At 69.0% G+C, this 17198-nt stretch carries 13 protein-coding genes; 3 read left to right on the top strand and 10 right to left on the bottom strand.

Going from position 1 to position 17198, the window contains the following annotated elements:
• Nucleotides 1-26: 26 nt before the first annotated feature.
• Nucleotides 27-5660, bottom strand: coding sequence for a LamG-like jellyroll fold domain-containing protein (locus DP939_RS29440; RefSeq protein WP_113984086.1), 5634 nt, complete (start codon nucleotides 5658-5660; stop codon nucleotides 27-29).
• A gap of 399 nt (nucleotides 5661-6059) precedes the next feature.
• Between DP939_RS29440 and DP939_RS45585 the strand changes: the two genes are divergently transcribed.
• The gene (locus DP939_RS45585) at nucleotides 6060-6281 is read left to right on the top strand and encodes a hypothetical protein (RefSeq protein WP_147268190.1); all 222 of its coding nucleotides are present in this window, start codon (nucleotides 6060-6062) and stop codon (nucleotides 6279-6281) included.
• 238 nt (nucleotides 6282-6519) lie between these two features.
• Here the strand turns inward: DP939_RS45585 and DP939_RS29435 are convergent, their stop codons facing one another.
• Together DP939_RS29435 and guaB are read right to left on the bottom strand one after the other, a co-directional pair.
• Nucleotides 6520-7632 carry a GuaB3 family IMP dehydrogenase-related protein gene (locus DP939_RS29435; RefSeq protein ID WP_225878570.1) on the bottom strand — a complete coding sequence of 371 codons (1113 nt, stop codon included), beginning with the start codon at nucleotides 7630-7632 and terminating at the stop codon, nucleotides 6520-6522.
• A gap of 26 nt (nucleotides 7633-7658) precedes the next feature.
• Entirely contained in the window at nucleotides 7659-9137 is a 1479-nt protein-coding gene (guaB, locus tag DP939_RS29430) for an IMP dehydrogenase (RefSeq protein WP_113984085.1), read from the bottom strand.
• A gap of 589 nt (nucleotides 9138-9726) precedes the next feature.
• Between guaB and DP939_RS29425 the strand changes: the two genes are divergently transcribed.
• Nucleotides 9727-10749 carry a helix-turn-helix transcriptional regulator gene (locus DP939_RS29425; protein ID WP_113984084.1) on the top strand — a complete coding sequence of 341 codons (1023 nt, stop codon included), beginning with the start codon at nucleotides 9727-9729 and terminating at the stop codon, nucleotides 10747-10749.
• Nucleotides 10750-10882: 133 nt separating this feature from the next.
• Entirely contained in the window at nucleotides 10883-11257 is a 375-nt protein-coding gene (locus tag DP939_RS29420; RefSeq protein WP_113984083.1) for a DUF5319 domain-containing protein, read from the top strand.
• Here DP939_RS29420 and DP939_RS29415 read toward each other — a convergent pair.
• From DP939_RS29415 to DP939_RS29385, 7 genes are all read right to left on the bottom strand, one after another.
• The gene (locus DP939_RS29415) at nucleotides 11218-11427 is read right to left on the bottom strand and encodes a hypothetical protein (protein ID WP_113984082.1); all 210 of its coding nucleotides are present in this window, start codon (nucleotides 11425-11427) and stop codon (nucleotides 11218-11220) included. The genes DP939_RS29420 and DP939_RS29415 overlap by 40 nt on opposite strands.
• Complete coding sequence (locus tag DP939_RS29410) at nucleotides 11424-12050, bottom strand: sigma-70 family RNA polymerase sigma factor (protein WP_111165298.1); 627 nt, start codon at nucleotides 12048-12050, stop codon at nucleotides 11424-11426. Before DP939_RS29410 ends, DP939_RS29415 begins: the two co-directional genes overlap by 4 nt.
• A gap of 341 nt (nucleotides 12051-12391) precedes the next feature.
• The gene (groL, locus tag DP939_RS29405) at nucleotides 12392-14014 is read right to left on the bottom strand and encodes a chaperonin GroEL (protein ID WP_113984081.1); all 1623 of its coding nucleotides are present in this window, start codon (nucleotides 14012-14014) and stop codon (nucleotides 12392-12394) included.
• A 118-nt stretch (nucleotides 14015-14132) separates the two neighbouring features.
• The gene (gene groES, locus DP939_RS29400; protein ID WP_450097545.1) at nucleotides 14133-14444 is read right to left on the bottom strand and encodes a co-chaperone GroES; all 312 of its coding nucleotides are present in this window, start codon (nucleotides 14442-14444) and stop codon (nucleotides 14133-14135) included.
• Nucleotides 14445-14814: 370 nt separating this feature from the next.
• Nucleotides 14815-15066 carry a hypothetical protein gene (locus DP939_RS29395; protein WP_111165265.1) on the bottom strand — a complete coding sequence of 84 codons (252 nt, stop codon included), beginning with the start codon at nucleotides 15064-15066 and terminating at the stop codon, nucleotides 14815-14817.
• Between the two features lie 530 nt (nucleotides 15067-15596).
• On the bottom strand, nucleotides 15597-15842 hold the full coding sequence (locus tag DP939_RS29390; RefSeq protein WP_113984079.1) for a hypothetical protein: 246 nt from the start codon (nucleotides 15840-15842) through the stop codon (nucleotides 15597-15599).
• Nucleotides 15843-16506: 664 nt separating this feature from the next.
• Nucleotides 16507-16761, bottom strand: a complete 255-nt coding sequence (locus DP939_RS29385; RefSeq protein WP_113984078.1) for a hypothetical protein — start codon at nucleotides 16759-16761, stop codon at nucleotides 16507-16509.
• Nucleotides 16762-17198: the final 437 nt, after the last annotated feature.

The raw sequence follows: 17198 nt of genomic DNA, 5'->3' as shown, positions 1-17198 counted from the left end.
TCCCACCTCATCGGACGGTCACGGCGCTACGGGAGCTCGATGTAGAAACCGTCCTTGTTGATGATCCGGTTGTTCCAGTACCAGGCTTTCAGCACGTTGCCGTGCTGCTTGTTCATGGTCTCGTTGATCCTGGCGACGGAGAAGTTGTGGTCGGGATTCGCCCGCGCCGCCCCTTGATAGGTCGACTCGAAGGGGAACTCGTCGCAGCTCTTCTTGTTCTCATCCTCCACCGGGACCTCGTTCTTGCAGACACTGGCCGTCGCCGCGTAATTCGCTTCCTTCGTGGCCTTGAACGCCGCCCGGGTCAGCCTTGACGCGATGCTCTTCCCGGGAATGTTCTTGCGTTCGTTCTCGGTGTCGGGGAACGACTTCCCGCCGGCCAGAGGGTAGGTCTGGTCCGGATTGTGGAAGGCCGTCGAGACGTGGTGATAGATGTCCTTGAAGCCGACTCCCCGCGGGTTGACGTCGTCCAGCCGCATGACCATCTTCGCGACGGAGTTCATGTGCACGCAGCCGCCGCCGTTCTTGTTGTGCCAGCCGATCGTCGGCGAGGCGTCGCAGCGGACGAAGGAGGGGAGGCCGACCGTGCCGCTGAACTCCCGCGGTCCCTTGTCGAAGGGGCTCTCGCCGCGCACGTGGCTGTTGACCGTGCACCTGCCCAGTTTGTGGTAGCCCTCCCTGCCCCGGTCGGCGTAGGTCTCCGTCATGTGCCAGCCGGGTTGCTGCGACGACGCCGTGGCCCACTGGGCGACGGTGTGCATGCCGAGCATGCCGGATTCCGACCTGCGGTCGCAGATGGTCGGGTTCTGGTCGGCCGGCACCGTGCTCAGTACCTCTGCGCCGAAGGCCACCCTCTTGGGCTGGTAGCCCCAGTTCTTGTCGGGCAGCAGTGAGATCCTCTTGTCCACCTGGAGGATCCGCTGGGAGACACGGGTACCGGTGTGCATCATCTGGAAGCCGTGCAACTGTCCCCTGAGCACCGCCGAGGTACTGCCCGGTGTCCCCTCCCAGACGTTCACCACGAACCTGGTCAGGCGGCAGTGTGAGAAACGGTTGGGGGCGTAGACGCCGCCGGAGGACGCGCGCCCGGCCTCCCGGTAGCAGTCCTGGACGGTCGCCCACTTCGGCTGCTCCGCCCCGGTGGGCAGGGTGGTCTTGAGGTCATCGGGGGTGGTCGGCGGGTCGGCGGTGGCGGCGCGCGCCGTGACCTTGGGGTTCCGGCCGACCATGATGGCCTGCCAGCCGGTCCAGTCGCCTGTGACGCCGCCGATGGTGACCCTGGCCCGCCAGCGTACCTCTGAGCCCGCCCGCAGCCGGTCCTTGGGCACCCGCAGGGTGGCCTGCGCGTCGCCGGGTCCGGCGGTGGCCTGACCGGACCAGATCGGCCGCCGGTCCACACCCGGCTTGTCCACCTTGCCGGTCTTGGCACCGGTTTTGGCAGCAGGGGCACGGGCGACTTCGACGTCCACCTTCGCCTCGCCGCTCCGCCTGGCGGGCAGCCAGGTGGTCAGGCGCGGGGTGAGGGTGGAGGTGACGGCGACGCCGTCCGCGGTGCGGGCGTCGTCCACGGTCAGCCTGGCGATCTCGGGTGCCGAGCTCGTGGTGATGTTCATGCGCTGTTGCCGCGCGGGCGGGGCGGCGCCGACCGGCTTGTTCATGTCGGCCCGGATCTCGGCCGCGGTCTGGGCCCGGTTATAGACGCGCACCTCGTCGATCAGGCCGCTGAAGTACTCGTCTTCCCAGACGGCGTTGCCGCCGAGGCGCAGGTCGCCGTCCTCGTCGACGAGTTCGCCGGTGATCGGGTAGGCGTCGGCCTCCACGCCGTTGACGTACAGGTAGGCGATGCTGCCGTTGTAGGTGAGGGCCAGGTGGCTCCACTGGTTCAGCGGCAGCGGGTCCTCGCCCCGCACCCCGCGGGGCGCGTCGGCGAGTTCCACCGAGCCCATGGGCAGGGAGCCGCCGGAGTCGGAGTAGAGGGTGTAGGAGCCGTCCGTGATGTTCTCCTTCATCAGCACGGTGCGGTAGCCGCCCGACGCGGTGGGCCGCACCCAGGCCGACACCGTCAGCGTGTCGGTCATGCGCAGCGACGGGGCGTGCGGGACGGTGACCCAGCTGGTCGAGCCGTTGAAGGACAGTGCCTTGCCGTGCCTGCCGGCCGCCGCCCAGGTGGTGTCGGTGGCCGTGCCGATGTTGTTCTTCCCGGAGGAGTCGCCGACGATGGTGCCCGCGCCCTCTTCCATGCCGTAGGCGGCCACCAGGCCCGGGTTCGCCGGTGGGTCCGTGACGGTGGCCGTGGCCTCGTTCGATGACGGGCTGAGGTTGCCGGCCGCGTCGAAGGCCCGGACCCGGTAGTGGTAGGTCCCGGCGGCCAGGCCCGCGTCGGTGAACGTGGTGGCCGTCGAGGAGCCGACGGCGTTCGCGGCCGACGGGGTGAACTGCGGCGTCGTGGAGCGGTGGATCGAGTAGCCGGTCACGCCCACGTTGTCCGTCGAGGCCGTCCAGGCGAGTTGCGCGGTGCCGGCGCCGCCCGTCGCGGTGAGCGAGCCGGGCGCGCTCGGCGCCTGGGTGTCCTGTACCGGCGGCTGGCCGACGGGGGTGTTCATGTCGGTCTGGATCTCGGTCGCGCTCTGGGCCCGGTTGTAGACGCGCACCTCGTCGATCAGGCCGCCGAAGAACTCGCCCCAGGCGGCGTTGCCGCCGATCCGCAGCGGGCTGCCGTCGGAGTGGAGGCCGCCGCTGAGTGCGGTCTGGCCGGCCTGCGCGCCGTTGACGAACAACCGCAGGGCCGCTCCGTCGTAGGTGAGCGCCACGTGGCTCCAGGTGCCGACCGGCAAGGGAGAGGCCCCGTTGACGGTCGTGGGGGTCTCCGGATCGGTCTGCACCCAGCCGGAGGGGACCGTGCTGTTGGAGGCGTACAGGGTGTAGGAGAGCGCCTCCTCGCTCAGTTCCTTGCCCACGACGGGGCTCCAGGAGGACACCGTGGCCGGGTTGACCCAGGCCGAGAGCGTCATCCCGGTCGTCAGCCGCAGCGACGCGGCGTCCTGGACGGTGACCCAGCTTGAGGAGCCGTTGAACGACAGCGCCTTGCCGTACTTGCCGTTCACCCAGGTCGTGGCGCTGCCGGTGCCGGTGTTGTTCTTGCCGGAGGCGTCGGCCACGCTCGTGCCCGAGCCCTCGTTCATGCCGTACGCGGCCACCAGCCCCGGGATCGGCTGCGGCGCGTCCGCGGCCGTGGTGAAGGACCAGATGTGCGGCGCGGCCATGACGTTGCCTGAGGTGTCCTTGGCCCCGCTCACCTCGGCCGTGTACACGGTGGTGCCGGCCAGCCGCTGCTGCGGGGTGAAGGTCAGCACCTTACCCTCGGCGTCCATCGCGGACGTGCCCGCGACCGCGGCGCCCTGGGCGTTCTTGACGCTGATCTGCGCGCCCGACACCTTCTCGCCGAAGGTCGCCCGCACCGGCGCGTCGACCGGCACTCCGGTGGCGTTCGCGGCCGGGCTCGTCCCCGACACGACCGGCGGGGCGGTGTCCGGCGCGGCGGTGGTGAAGGACCACGTCCGGGGGGTCATCACGTTCTCCGCGATGTCCTTGGCGCCGCTCACCACGACGGTGTAGGCCGTGTCGCCGGCCAGCGCCGCGTCCGGGGTGAAGGTCAGCACCTTGTGGGAGGCGTCCAGGACCGCGTTCCCCGCGACCTGCGCCCCTTGCGGGTTCTTGACGGTGACGGCGGCGTCAGTGACGTACTCGCTGAAGACGGCCACGACCGACGTCGTGGTGGGGACCCCTGCCTGGCCGCTCGCCGGGCTGGTCTCCGTCACCGTGGGAGGCGTTGTGTCGTCCTCGGGGCGAGGGTTGGTGCCGGGCTCGGGCTCTTCCGGCGGCGCCTCGGGATTCGTGTCGATCCCCTCGATCAGTTCCTCGTCGGTGAGCCCTTCCGGATAGTAGGCCTCGGTCAGGGAGGTCTGCGCCGAGCTGTTGGTGGCCACGGCGTTGGCCAGCGCCTCGTCGTCGGTCATGACGCGCGACGGGGGAAGCTCGTCGTAGTGGACGTTGCCCGACGCCACCCAGGCCCGGTCGTCGGCGTACGACGCCGCGGGCGGCTCCTGGTCGCCCGGGTACGTGCGGAGCACGATCAGGTGCTCCTTGACGCTCGGGATGTACTCGATCATGAGGGCGGGCGGGTGGCGATAGCCCGGGTAGGGCTGGCCGCCGCCGAACTGGCTGGAGTAGTACTGACGCCAGTTGATCGCCGCGGTCTCGCTGGCGGCCCGCAGCACCATGCCGTGGTTGGGCACGCCCTGTTCGACCCAGGCGCGGGCCATGCCGGTGACGCGGTAGAAGAGCTCGTCGTCCTTGGCGCACCAGGTCGCGGGGTCGGCGTCGTAGTTGTAACCGGCCCGGTTCAGCCCTTCGGTGCCGGTGGCCGAGGGCTGGTTGTACCAGTCCAGGCTGTCGGCCGTCCCGTCCAGGGTCCAGGGGGCGGTGACGCGCGCGGCCACGATGCCCGCGCCCACCGGGTCGCCGCACAGCTGGCCGTTGGGCCCGCCGGACTTGTAGTTCCACATCCGCAGGTCGGCCTGGACGACGGTGGCGCCCTCCAGCACGGGGTCCGTGGTGTCGAACTTCATGTAGACACGGGCGATGTCCGCGCTGGTCTGGGTGGTGCCCGCGCGAAGGTACCCGGCAGCGGCGTTGTTGTTGTAGGGGTCGTTCTTGCTGACCCAGGCGTCCTCGGGGGCTCCGCCGCCGAACCATTCCGAGGCGGCGGCGATGGTCACCGGGTAGGTCACCGCCGGGTCGGCGAGGAACTTCGCGTCCGGGGTGAACACCAGCTCCGGCGTCTTGCCGGAGGTCTCCACCTGTGCCTTGACCGGGGAGGTCCTGCCTTCGCCGGGGGCGGTCTCCACCTTGGCGTCCGTCGCGGTCAGCACGACGGGCGCGGCCTTGGCCCTGCCCTTGGCGTCCTTGAGCTGCGGCAGCCCTTGGGGCGTCTTACCGAACTCGGTGCCCTGGGGCAGGGTGAGCGGCAGGCGTACGGTGACCGGGCCGGCCGGTTTGCGCCGGAGGACCACCTGGGAGACGAAACCGTCGGCCTGGGCCTGTATCACCAGGTCGGCGCCGGGGGCGATGGCGTCCGGGTAGGTGACGGCATTGCCGGATATCTTCGGCTCGGGCAGTGCCCGGGTCACGCCCAGGCCGGTACCGCCGTGCTCGCCGGTCGCGGTCACCAGGTGCTTGGCACCCTGGCCGCCGAAGGTCAGCGGGGTCTTGACGCGGGCGGCCTGGAGCTTGCCGTCACGGTTGACGATGCGGGTGTCGATGGGTTCCCAGGCGCCGCTGGCCTTGTTCTTGAGCTGGATGGGGCGGGTGTGCAGTTCGGCTTTGAGGTGCTTGCCGTTGGGGTCGGCCCAGACCTTCATGGTCTCGGTGAACCGGGCGGGGACCTCGATGGGTTTGCCGGTTTTGGCGGCCTTCTCCCAGGCGCTCTTGAGCGCGGGGTCTGGGGCGGCGCCTGCCGGCGTGGCGGTCGAGGCGGGGGGCGTTTCGGCTCCCTGGGCGATGGCGGGTCCGCTCAGTAGCGTGAGCGGTAGCGTCAGGGCCGCGATCAGGGCGGCGGGGCGGCGTATCCGGCCAGGTGAGCCGGATGTTAATCGGTGCATTTTCATAGAGATCCTTTCGAACAGATGTATGAAAGCGGACCGATCATCACATAAGGAAGAAGTAAAAGTAAAGATCGTTTCGAGTAACGGGAATGGGATCCTCCGTGATTACGTGAAGTGATCCATGTGCGGCCCGCCGGGTGGCCGAAAGCCGGGCAGGGCCGCCGCGAACAGCGATTTTCGTCGCATCCGCCGACGACGGCACGACGGAAACCGGGCCGGTCACCGCCCCGCTCCACAGCAAGGAGTGACCGATCGAGCACCGGGCCGAAGGCAGGTCCTCGCCTGGGATGGTGGCCTTTGACACCGCGCCGTCGCAGCCGCGCGGGACCGGCCGGCGGTGTGTGATCGGGGGCCGGCCGAGCCGCCGACGCCGGGCATCCGGAGCAGCCCGACCCGGTGATCGACGAGAAGGGGCGGCCGACGCTCAAGGCCCGTACGTCAGCCGGGCACAGCGCTCAAGCCGGCCACGCAGTCAAGGACCGGCTGCCGGAACGCCCACTGCTGCAGATCTCGCCCCGGACCACCCGGCACCTGCGCCGGTTCCGCCACTTCGGGCCGCTGCCGACGCCGGCCGCGCGCTCGACCTCGCCCCCGAGTCGATACGACCGATCAACATGAAGACCGCCCACCACTGTGGTCTCTGGTGGTGACGACCGGATCTCGAACCCGGATCCGCTTTCGGGATCGCGGAAGCGGTCCGGGCGCTCCCCCACCCGGCTGCCGCCCCCCTACGACACCGCCCTCGCCCCTGCTCACACGCCATAGGCGTCCGAACGGCCGAGCGACCCCCGGGAGAAATCCGGCCACACCGCAGGGCCGATACAGGAACGGCGTCGGCGGGTGGCCGGGTGGGGGGTCAGCGGGGGGCGACCACGACCTCCACGCGCTGGAACTCCTTGATGTCGGAGAAACCGGCGGTGGCCATCGTGCGGCGCAGTGCGCCCATGAGGTTCATCGAGCCGTCGGCCACCGAGGACGGGCCGTGCAGGATCTGCTCCAGGGTGCCGACCGTGCCGAAGGTGACCCGCCTGCCGCGGGGCAGGTCGGGGTGGTGGGCCTCGGAGCCCCAGTGGTGGCCGCGGCCGGGGGCCTCGGCGGCGCGGGCCAGTGGGGAGCCGACCATGACGGCGTCGGCGCCGCAGGCGATGGCCTTGGCGATGTCGCCGGAGGTGCCCATGCTGCCGTCGGCGATGACGTGGACGTAACGGCCGCCCGACTCGTCCATGTAGTCGCGGCGGGCGGCGGCCACGTCGGAGATGGCGGTGGCCATCGGCACGGCCACGCCGAGCACCGTGCGGGTGGTGTGGCCCGCGCCGCCGCCGAAGCCGACGAGCACGCCGGCCGCGCCGGTCCGCATCAGGTGCAGCGCCGCCGTGTAGGTCGCGCAGCCGCCGACGATGACCGGGACGTCCAGCTCGTAGATGAACTGCTTGAGGTTGAGCGGCTCGGCCTGCCCGGAGACGTGCTCGGCCGACACGGTGGTGCCGCGGATGACGAAGATGTCGACGCCCGCGTCGATCACCGCCTTGTGGTGCTGGGCGGTGCGCTGCGGTGACAGCCGGCCCGCGGTGACCACGCCCGCGGCGCGGATCTCCTCGATGCGCCGTCCGATCAGCTCGTCGCTGATCGGCGCGGAGTAGATCTCCTGGAGCCGCCGCGTCGCGGCCTCGCCCTCCAGCTCGGCGACCTCGGCGAGCAGCGGCTCGGGGTCGTCGTAGCGGGTCCACAGCCCTTCGAGGTCGAGAACGGCGAGCCCGCCCAGCCGGCCCACCTCGATCGCGATCTTGGGGGACACCACGCTGTCCATCGGGCTCACCACGACGGGCAGCTCGAACCGGTAGGCGTCGATCTGCCAGGCGATCGAGACCTCTTCGGGGTCGCGGGTGCGGCGGGACGGCACGATGCCGATCTCGTCGAGCGCGTAGCCCCGCCGCGCGCTCTTGCCCCTGCCGATCTCCACCTGAGTCATGCTGTGCTTCTTCCTGGCCGGAACTGCTAGCGGCCGTGGTAGTTGGGCGCCTCGACCGTCATCTGGATGTCGTGCGGGTGGCTCTCGGTCAGACCGGCCGCGGTGATGGGCATGAGCTGGCCCCGCTCGTGCATGTCGGCGACCGTACGGGAGCCGGTGTACCACATCGCCTGGCGCAGCCCGCCGATCAGCTGGTGGGCGACCGCGGCGACCGGGCCGCGGTAGGGGACCTGGCCCTCGATGCCCTCGGGGATCAGCAGGCTCTCGTTGGCGACGTCGCTCTGCGAGTAGCGGTCCTTGCTGTAGGAGCCGCCGCGCTCGCGGTTGCGCATCGCGCCCAGCGAACCCATCCCGCGATAGGACTTGTACTGCTTGCCGTTGATGAAGATCAGCTCGCCCGGCGACTCCTCGCACCCGGCCAGCAGGCTGCCCAGCATGACGGTGTCGGCCCCGGCCGCGAGGGCCTTGGCGATGTCCCCGGAGTATTGCAGGCCGCCGTCGCCGATCACCGGCACCCCGGCCGGGCGGCAGGCCAGCGACGCCTCGTAGATCGCGGTGACCTGCGGCGCGCCGACGCCCGCGACCACCCGGGTGGTGCAGATCGAGCCCGGTCCGACGCCGACCTTGACCGCGTCGGCCCCCGCGTCGATGAGGGCCTGGGCGCCCGCCCTGGTGGCGATGTTGCCGGCGATCACCTCGGCGTCGCCGTTCTTCTTGACCTTGGCCACCATCTCGTGCATGCCCCGGGAGTGGCCGTGCGCGATGTCCACCACGATGACGTCGGCCCCGGCCTCCAGCAGCGCCATCGCGCGCTTCTCGGCGTCGCCCGCGACGCCCACCGCGCCGCCGACCATCAGCCGGCCGTTGACGTCTTTGGTGGCCAGCGGATACTGCTCGCTCTTGGTGAAGTCCTTCACCGTGATCAGGCCGCGCAGCCGGCCGCCCGCGTCGACCAGCGGCAGCTTCTCCACCTTGTGCGAGCGCAGCAGCCGGAACGCCTCGTCGCGGGACACCCCGACCTGGGCGGTCACCAGCGGCATGGGGGTCATCACGTCGCGGACCTGGCGGCTCTGGTCGGTCTCGAAGCGCATGTCGCGGTTGGTGACGATCCCGACCAGCACGCCGTTGTCGTCGGTGACCGGGACGCCGGAGATGCGGTAGTGGGCGCACAGCCGCTCGACGTCGGCCAGGGTGTCGTCGGGCGAGCAGGTGACCGGGTTGGTGACCATCCCGGCCTCGGACCGCTTGACCAGGTCGATCTGCTGGGCCTGCTCCTCGATCGACAGGTTGCGGTGCAGGATGCCGATGCCGCCCTGGCGGGCCATCGCCACCGCCATCCGGGCCTCGGTGACGGTGTCCATCGCGGCGGAGATCAGCGGGATGCGCAGGCTGAGCGACCTGGACAGGCGTGTGGTGGTGTCGGCATCGCCCGGCTGCAGGTCGGAATACGCCGGGACGAGCAGGACGTCGTCGTACGTGAGCCCGGTCTCGGTGAACTTGGCCATTGCTGGAAACCCCTCTGCCGTGGCGCGCCCATGATCATGGACCCCGACCGTGGCGAAGCCCTTGTGGAGCGGTACCAGATCAGTTTAGTGGGCGCATGGAGCATTGACATGCGGGGCTTACATCAGGCGGCGGACCGGGCGGCCCGGGGAGCGGCGCGTGGGCCCGAGGGCGGACGACGATCCCCACGTACCGCCGTCCGGCCACGGGCCCACGAGTCGTGACAATCACCGACATGGCACGGGGCCGGGCGACGACCGGCCCCGGTCCGTGCTCGCGGGCACGCGGCCGGAGACGAGAAGACGGGAGATCGGAAAGGTCGGTGTTCCCCCCGATCCCCCGCCACCGGCACCGACCGGCGGAAAGCGCCTGCCACCGGATCCCCCTCCGTCTCCGGTCAGCGGGCCGTCGATCCGACGGGCGATGCCGACGCTGTGTCAAGCCTGCGTCACTCGGCGTCATTGCGCAACGAAAGAACGTGCAACTGCACAAAGTTGCAACCAGGTTGCACGGACTCCGCCCAAGCCGGGGACCACCGCGCCGTGACCGGGTTATTCTCACGGCACATCGCGTCCCCCAGGAGCCCCGCCGATGCGCAACGACTCCCGCACGCTATCCGACCCGCTCGGGGGCCTCGGCCTCACCCCGGCCCAGGCCGTGCTCTACACCACGATCCTACGGCTGCACCGCGCCTCCCCCGCCGAGCTGGCCGCGGCGACGGACCACCCGCAGGAGCGGCTGAGCGAGCAGCTGACCGCCTTGGTACGGCTGGGCGTGGTGGACCAGCGTTCGGGCGAGTACTTCGCCAGGCACCCGGCTGCGGCGCTCGGGCGCCTGGTCGCCGAGCGCCTGGACCGGCTGGCGGCCGAGAGCAGGCAGATCGACTCGGCGCTGAGTTCGATCAGGGAGCTGATGCGCGACTACGACGCGGGGCACGACCTGCGCAGCGGCCCGTTCCCCGTGGAGCCGGTCAGCGGCGCCGACGAGCTGTTCGAGAGCGTGGTGGGCATGGCGCTGGACGCGCCCCCGCTCGACGTCTGCGCGGCGATCCCGGACCACCGCACGATGGCCGACTTCACCTCGAGGTACGCCGACACCTGGATCGACGCGCAGCGGCGCGGGCTCATGTCGCTGCGCCTGATCGTCCCGGCCGAGTCGCTGGACGTGCCCGGCCTGGCCGGCAAGCTCCAGGCGCTGACCGCGGGCGGCGGCCAGGCCCGTACCCTCGACCGCGTGCCGAGCTGGTTCTTCACCGCCGGGCACGACACCGCGGGGCTGCCCGCGCTGTGGGGCGGCAACCCGCCCGACCACGGCTACAAGTGCTACTTCGTGCGGGCCTCCGTGGTGGTCGGGGTGCTGGGCTCGCTGTTCGAGGAGCTGTGGGCGCGGGCCGAGCCGCTGCCGTGGGCCGGTTCGGCCGACGGCGTCGTGCAGGTGCTGCGGCTGGCGGCCCAGGGGATGGGCGATGTCCTGATCGCCAGGAATCTGGGGGTTTCGGTACGCACGGTACGGGCACGCTTCGCCGACGCGATGACCGAACTCGGCGCGCAGTCCCGCTTCCACGCCGGAGTGCGGGCCGCCCGGCGGGGCTGGCTGGAGGAGGCTGACCGGTGAGCGGTACGGCGGCCCGGACACCGGGCGCTGACAGCGACGGCAAACAGTGCTTCATCAGGCGCGTCACACACCGAGCAATACGGGAAGCCAGACTATAGGCTCTTTCCCCATAGTCGTTGACAAGGTGGGATGCGTGGAAGATCTCCCCCGCGACCCGTTCGCGGACGATCCTGAAGACCCGGCCGGAGCCTTCGGCGGGCTCACGGAGAGCGAGCCGCTGACGCCCGCCGAGCGCGACGAGGCCATCACCGACCTCGCCGACGTGGAGGTGTTCCGCTCGCTCCTGGAGCCGCAGGGCGTACTGGGCCTGGTGCTCGACTGCCCCGAATGCGGTGAACAGCACTACTTTGACTGGGACCTGCTCCGCGGCAACCTACGCCAGATGATCGACCACGGCCGCCCGCAGGTACACGAGCCCGCCTTCCAGCCCAACCCGACCGACTACGTGAGCTGGGAGTACGCCAGAGGCTACGTCGATGGCGTGATCGACACCGAGGAACGGCGCTGATCGACGTCGTCGATCAGCGCCTGTAGCAGACGGACCGCCGGGTCATCCGGCTCGGCGGGCGCCTCCCGGCGGGACAACGCGTGGCAGATCATGTCGTCGGCGACCACGCCCGACTCCTCGCCGCCGGGCCGCAGCGAGCGAGCCTGACAGAAGGGGTCGAGCGCGCTCAAGCGATCGACTCCAGCTCGGCCATCGCGCGAAGTCGCGCCAGCGCCCGGTGCTGGGCGACCCGAACGGCACCTGGTGACATGCCGAGTACATTACCCGTCTCTTCGGCGGACAGGCCGGAGACCACGCGCAGAATGATCAGCTCGCGCTGGTTGTCCGGGAGCCGCGACAGCAGCCGCCGCGCGTGCTCGGCCTCGATGTAGCGGACCACGGTCTCTTCGGGCCCAGGACCGTCGTCAGGCCCGTCGGGCAGGTCCTGGGTCGGTACGGCCGAGCGCACCGAACTGCGCAACGCGTCGGCCACCTTGTGCGAGGCGATGCCGAACACGAACGACGCGAACGGGCGCCCCATGTCGCGGTAGCGCGGCAGCGCGGACAGCACCGCAATGCACACTTCCTGGGCGACGTCATCGGCAATGTGATACTGCCCGGCTACTCGGCCCAGTCGTGCACGGCAATAACGCACCACCATCGGGCGCAACCGCCCGAGCAATGTTTCGATCGCACTGCGATCCCCCTGAACGGCCAGGCTCGTCAGTTCCCTGAGGTCGGACTCATCCGATCTCGTCGCAAGCCTTACCCCACCTATGGCGTCGGCGACGCTTCCCTCGGTCACGTTAGGCATGATGCCCGTACTGATCGGGCCTGTCGTCATGGCGAACGGCTACGGATTGGTCACATTGACGGGACGCTGACCCCCCGTAATCGAATGACGACAGTGCGGATTAATTGCCACGAAATATTTCCGGGGATTAGCCAATATGCGGTCTATTGGGGCGATCCTTGGACGACGCTTTAAGCCGGGCGTAGGTTTACCGCGAAACAGATTTCTATCTGACGCACTCGCGTCCCACTGATCACATGCCCGCGGAATGGCACATGTGACCCTGCACGCGCGTACGGCCCGCGACCCCTCCGTGAGAGGGGGCGCGGGCCGTACGTGAGAGCCGTTACGCCGGGGCGCGGTCAGTGCCCGTGGCCGTGACCGTGACCGTGGCCACCGGGGGCGTCGGCCTCCTCCTCGGGCTTGTCCACGACCAGCGCCTCGGTCGTCAGCAGCATGCCGGCGATCGAAGCGGCGTTCTGGACGGCCGAGCGGGTCACCTTGACGGGGTCGTTGACGCCCTGAGCGATCAGGTCGCCGTACTCGCCCGTGGCCGCGTTGAACCCGTGACCCGCCTCAAGCTCGGTGACCTTGGAGGTCACGACGTAGCCTTCGAGGCCGGCGTTCTCGGCGATCCAGCGGGCCGGCTCGACCAGCGCGCGGCGGACGATGGCCACGCCCGTGGCCTCGTCACCGGTCAGGCCGAGGTCGCCGAGGTCCTTGCCGACGTGGATCAGGGCCGAGCCACCGCCGGAGACGATGCCCTCCTCGATCGCGGCGCGGGTCGCCGAGATCGCGTCCTCCAGGCGGTGCTTCTTCTCCTTCAGCTCCACCTCGGTGGCCGCGCCCACGCGGAGCACGCACACGCCACCGGCCAGCTTCGCGAGGCGCTCCTGGAGCTTCTCGCGGTCCCAGTCGGAGTCGCTCTGCTCGATGGCGAGCTTGATCTCGCGGATCCGGTCCTCGATCGCGGACGCCTCACCGGCGCCGTCCACGATGGTGGCGGTGTCCTTGGTGACCACGATCCGGCGGGCCGTGCCGAGCACGTCCAGCCCGACGTGCTCCAGCTTCAGGCCGACCTCCTCGGACACCACCTGACCGCCGGTCAGGATGGCCATGTCCTGGAGCATCGCCTTGCGGCGGTCGCCGAAGCCGGGGGCCTTGACCGCGACCGAGGTGAAGGTGCCGCGGATCTTGTTGGTCACGAGCACGGCAAGGGCCTCGCCCTCGACGTCCTCGGCCACCACGAACAGCGCCCGCTTGGTCTGGGCGACCTTCTCCAGCAGCGGCAGGAAGTCGGCCACGGAGGCGATCTTGCCCTGGGTCAGCAGGATGTAGGCGTCCTCCAGGACGGCCTCCATCCGGTCCTGGTCAGTGACCATGTAGTGCGACAGGTAGCCCTTGTCGAACTGGAGACCTTCGGTGAACTCCAGCTCCAGGCCCATCGCGTTGGACTCTTCGACGGTGATCACACCGTCCTTGCCCACCTTGTCGAACGCCTCCGCGATCAGGTCGCCGATCTTGGCGTCCTGCGCGGAGATGGTCGCGACGTCGGCGATCTCCTTCTTGTCGACCACCGGGCGGGCCGACTCAAGGAGCTTCTCGCTGATCGCCCTGGCGGCCTGGTCGATGCCGCGCTTGAGCGACATCGGCTGGGCGCCCGCGGCGACGTTGCGCAGACCCTCGCGGACCATCGCCTGGGCCAGCACGGTGGCGGTGGTCGTGCCGTCACCGGCGATGTCGTTGGTCTTCGTCGCGACTTCCTTGGCGAGCTGGGCGCCGAGGTTCTCGTACGGGGCCTCAAGCTCGACCTCGCGAGCGATGGTGACGCCGTCGTTGGTGATGGTCGGCGCACCGAACTTCTTGTCGATGACCACGTTGCGGCCACGCGGGCCGAGGGTCACCTTGACGGCGTCGGCGAGGGCGTTCACGCCACGCTCAAGAGCGCGCCGCGCGTCCTCCTCGAACTCCAGGATCTTCGGCATGACAGTCCTCTCTAACGAGCCAGGGAGGCTCGGGGGCACAGCGGAGGACGCATCAAAGCCCCGGGCTCAGGTGCGCCCGGGGCTCGGATACGTCATGTGAGTAAGTCCCCGTGGGCGCTTACTTCTCGATGATGGCGAGCACGTCACGGGCGGAGAGCACCAGGTACTCCTCGCCGCCGTACTTCACCTCGGTGCCGCCGTACTTGCTGTAGAGGACGACGTCGCCCTCCTTGACGTCGAGCGGAATCCGCTTCTCGCCGTCCTCATCCCAGTTGCCGAGGCCCACCGCGAGGACCTTGCCCTCCTGCGGCTTCTCCTTGGCGGTGTCCGGGATGACCAGGCCAGAGGCGGTGGTCTGCTCGGCTTCAAGCGGCTGAACCACGATGCGGTCGCCGAGCGGCTTAACGGGAACCTTGGTGGCGGTCGTCACGATCGGACCTCCCCTTCAGATTTCGATTATCTAGAAGAGGCGACCAGCGGGGCCTGCCGTCGCGGGTGTCAGACCTGCCTCGTCGCATGTTGGCACTCTCAAGGGGAGAGTGCCAACACGAAACAGTATGCAAGGGTGCGCGAGTCGTCAACACGAACCGCCCGCAGGTCAGGCCCTATCCTGTCCGCCCAGAGAGGAACGCGTGTCGCTACGGGCGGCAGAACGCGCAAGGGTCCACACTACGCGCACACACTCGATCATGGGCTTCCCGGCCCGGGGCGGCGGGGCCGGACACACGAGGGAGCCGGCGCCTCGCGGCGCCGGCTCCCTCAGTGGGCGATCAAATACCCCGTTGATCACGGGTACCAGATTAGTTGTTGTTCTGGTAGGCCCGGATGCTGCAGTCGACAGGCTTGCGCGTGGCGATGGTAACCGGGGTGAGAGGAATCACCGGGATAATGATGTCGCCGATGGCCTGGTTGCCACAGACGACGATGTTGTCCGACTGCCGAGCAACATTGCCGCCGTCGTCGGGCCCGATGGTCGCGTGGGCCGGAGCGGCGAGCCCCACTCCGGCAAAAGCCGCGAGCACCGCACCACCAAATGCGAGCTTCTTGAGCATCTAAATCTCCCGATCGATCTCGGATGAGGATCCAGCTCGTACCAACCTGAAGGCCGAGCCGATAGCAAGTAGACCCACCCGTGGGCCGAACAGCAAGCTAATTGCACCATAACCGCCGTAAAGAAAAGGCAAATCACCATCCCGGGCAGGTGAATTCATGCGAGCATTCGCGGGCCCTGAAGGGGGAATTCTTACGGTTGGGGCTTCTAGCGGCTTTCAGGCAGGCGAATTGGAGATTTCCTACCTCAGGGGCTTATAGGAAGACTGTCCGGATCTTCCCACTACCTTGCGTGACCGACACCGCCGCGCCGACCGTACATGCGAGAGGCCGGCCGTACATGCGAGAGGGGGAGACACCGGATGGGAGGGTCCCATCGATGTCTCCCCCAGAGCCTTCGCACGAGCGGGAACCGAAGGTTCGGTGCGCCCGTGGCCGAAGGTGTGCGCCGACGCTGGAGACGGTCCACCAAGGCCCCTGGGCCGAGGTCCGCGCCGGCGTCCGGTCACCCCTTGTGTGCGACTCAAGCGGCTCAGTTCTGGTAAACGCGAACGCTGCAGTCCACCGGCTTCTTGGTCGCGACGCTTACCGGGGCGAGGTTGAGGAGCGTGACGATGATGTCGCCAATGGCGCTGTTGCCACACACGATCACGTTGCCGGACTGCTGGGCGGTATTGGTCTCGTCCCCCGGCCAAGGTGCGGCCGCCACCGCCGGCGCGGCGACCCCCGAGACGGCGAACGCCGTCAGCATTCCGCCGATTGCGAGCTTCTTGAGCATCTGAATTCTCCTGATCGATCTTGCGTGAGGCTCCGGCGCTCGCCACCCGAGCGCAGGACCGATTGCAAGTAGACCCGGACCGGTCACGAACAGCAAGCCAATAGCACCGTTATTGCCGTAAAGAAACGGCAATCAACCGGATTTCCACTTTGCGGACTTCAGCCGCCTGATGCCTATATCCCAATAAATCGGACTTCGGGCATGAAGTGCGCCTACTACTACAGGATTCGCAATCCACGAAAAAGGGGCACCGCAGCGTCGGCAGCGGTGCCCGCACAGCCGGAACGTCTCCCTGAAGGCCCCGGCGACCCGGCGATCCCGGCGGTGACCGTCCATACGCCGAGGACGACCCGCCGGACTCGCCGGTCGCCATGAGTTCCCCGGCCAGAGGTGGCGTGTGAGGTATCGCACCCGATCGACCGGCCCCTGGGGCCGGACAGCGCCCGATGGGGCGGTCCACGACCGGCCCCGGCGGTCGATCGGGCAAGGGCACCGAGGGGCGGCCGATGGAGATCGACGGTGGTTCACGGGCCGTCGTCTCACGCCGCGCCTCGGACGACGGCCTCCAGATGGAGACGGCGGGCTGGAGGCCGGCGTCACGAACGTCTCCCTAGCGGTCTCCGCTTCCGCCACCCGTCAGGAAAGGGAACTCAGCGTCTGCGGCTCAGTTGTTGTTCTGGGTGACCCGGATGCCGCAGTCCACCGGCTTGCGGTCGGCGAGGGTCACCGGCGTCAGGTTGAGGAGGTTGACGAACACGTCGCCGATGGCGCTGTTGCCACAGGTGATCGTGTTGCCGTTCTGCTGCGAGGCGTTGGTCTCGCCCCCGGGCCACGGCGTGGCCGCGTGGGCCGGTGCGGCGAGCCCCACGCCGGCGAATGCGGCGATCATGGTCCCACCGAGTGCGAGCTTCTTGAGCATTTAGATCTCCCGATCGATCTCGGAATGAGAATTCAGCTCGTACCACTGACGGCCGAGCCGCTAGCCAGTAAAACGGCAGGCGACACGAACGGCAAGCCAATCACCACTCCAGCGACCGCAAAAAGAACCCCAACGGAAGTCATGCGCCACGCCAACGACCACAGCCCGGTGAACGCGAACCTTAATACGCACTGAGCGATGGCTTGACCTGCCCGCACGTACGACAAACCCCGACACCAGAGCCGGTTAGGCGCAGATCTGGCGGAACAAAAAAGGAAGCGGGTGCCACGGCTTTCGCCGCGACACCCGCAAGCCCAACTTTATCCTCGCGAAGCCGATGCATCCCCAATAATGGATTTCGTTGCATCAGAGGCGTATACCCTCGAAGATCCGCCGATCACGCGGGCACGCGGACCTTAGAGATCCTCATCGCGCCC

This window comes from Spongiactinospora rosea, from assembly GCF_003315795.1.
GTDB lineage: Bacteria > Actinomycetota > Actinomycetes > Streptosporangiales > Streptosporangiaceae > Spongiactinospora > Spongiactinospora rosea.
Note: the sequence above shows the minus strand (reverse complement) of the source record. Positions and strands in the feature narration are given on the sequence as shown.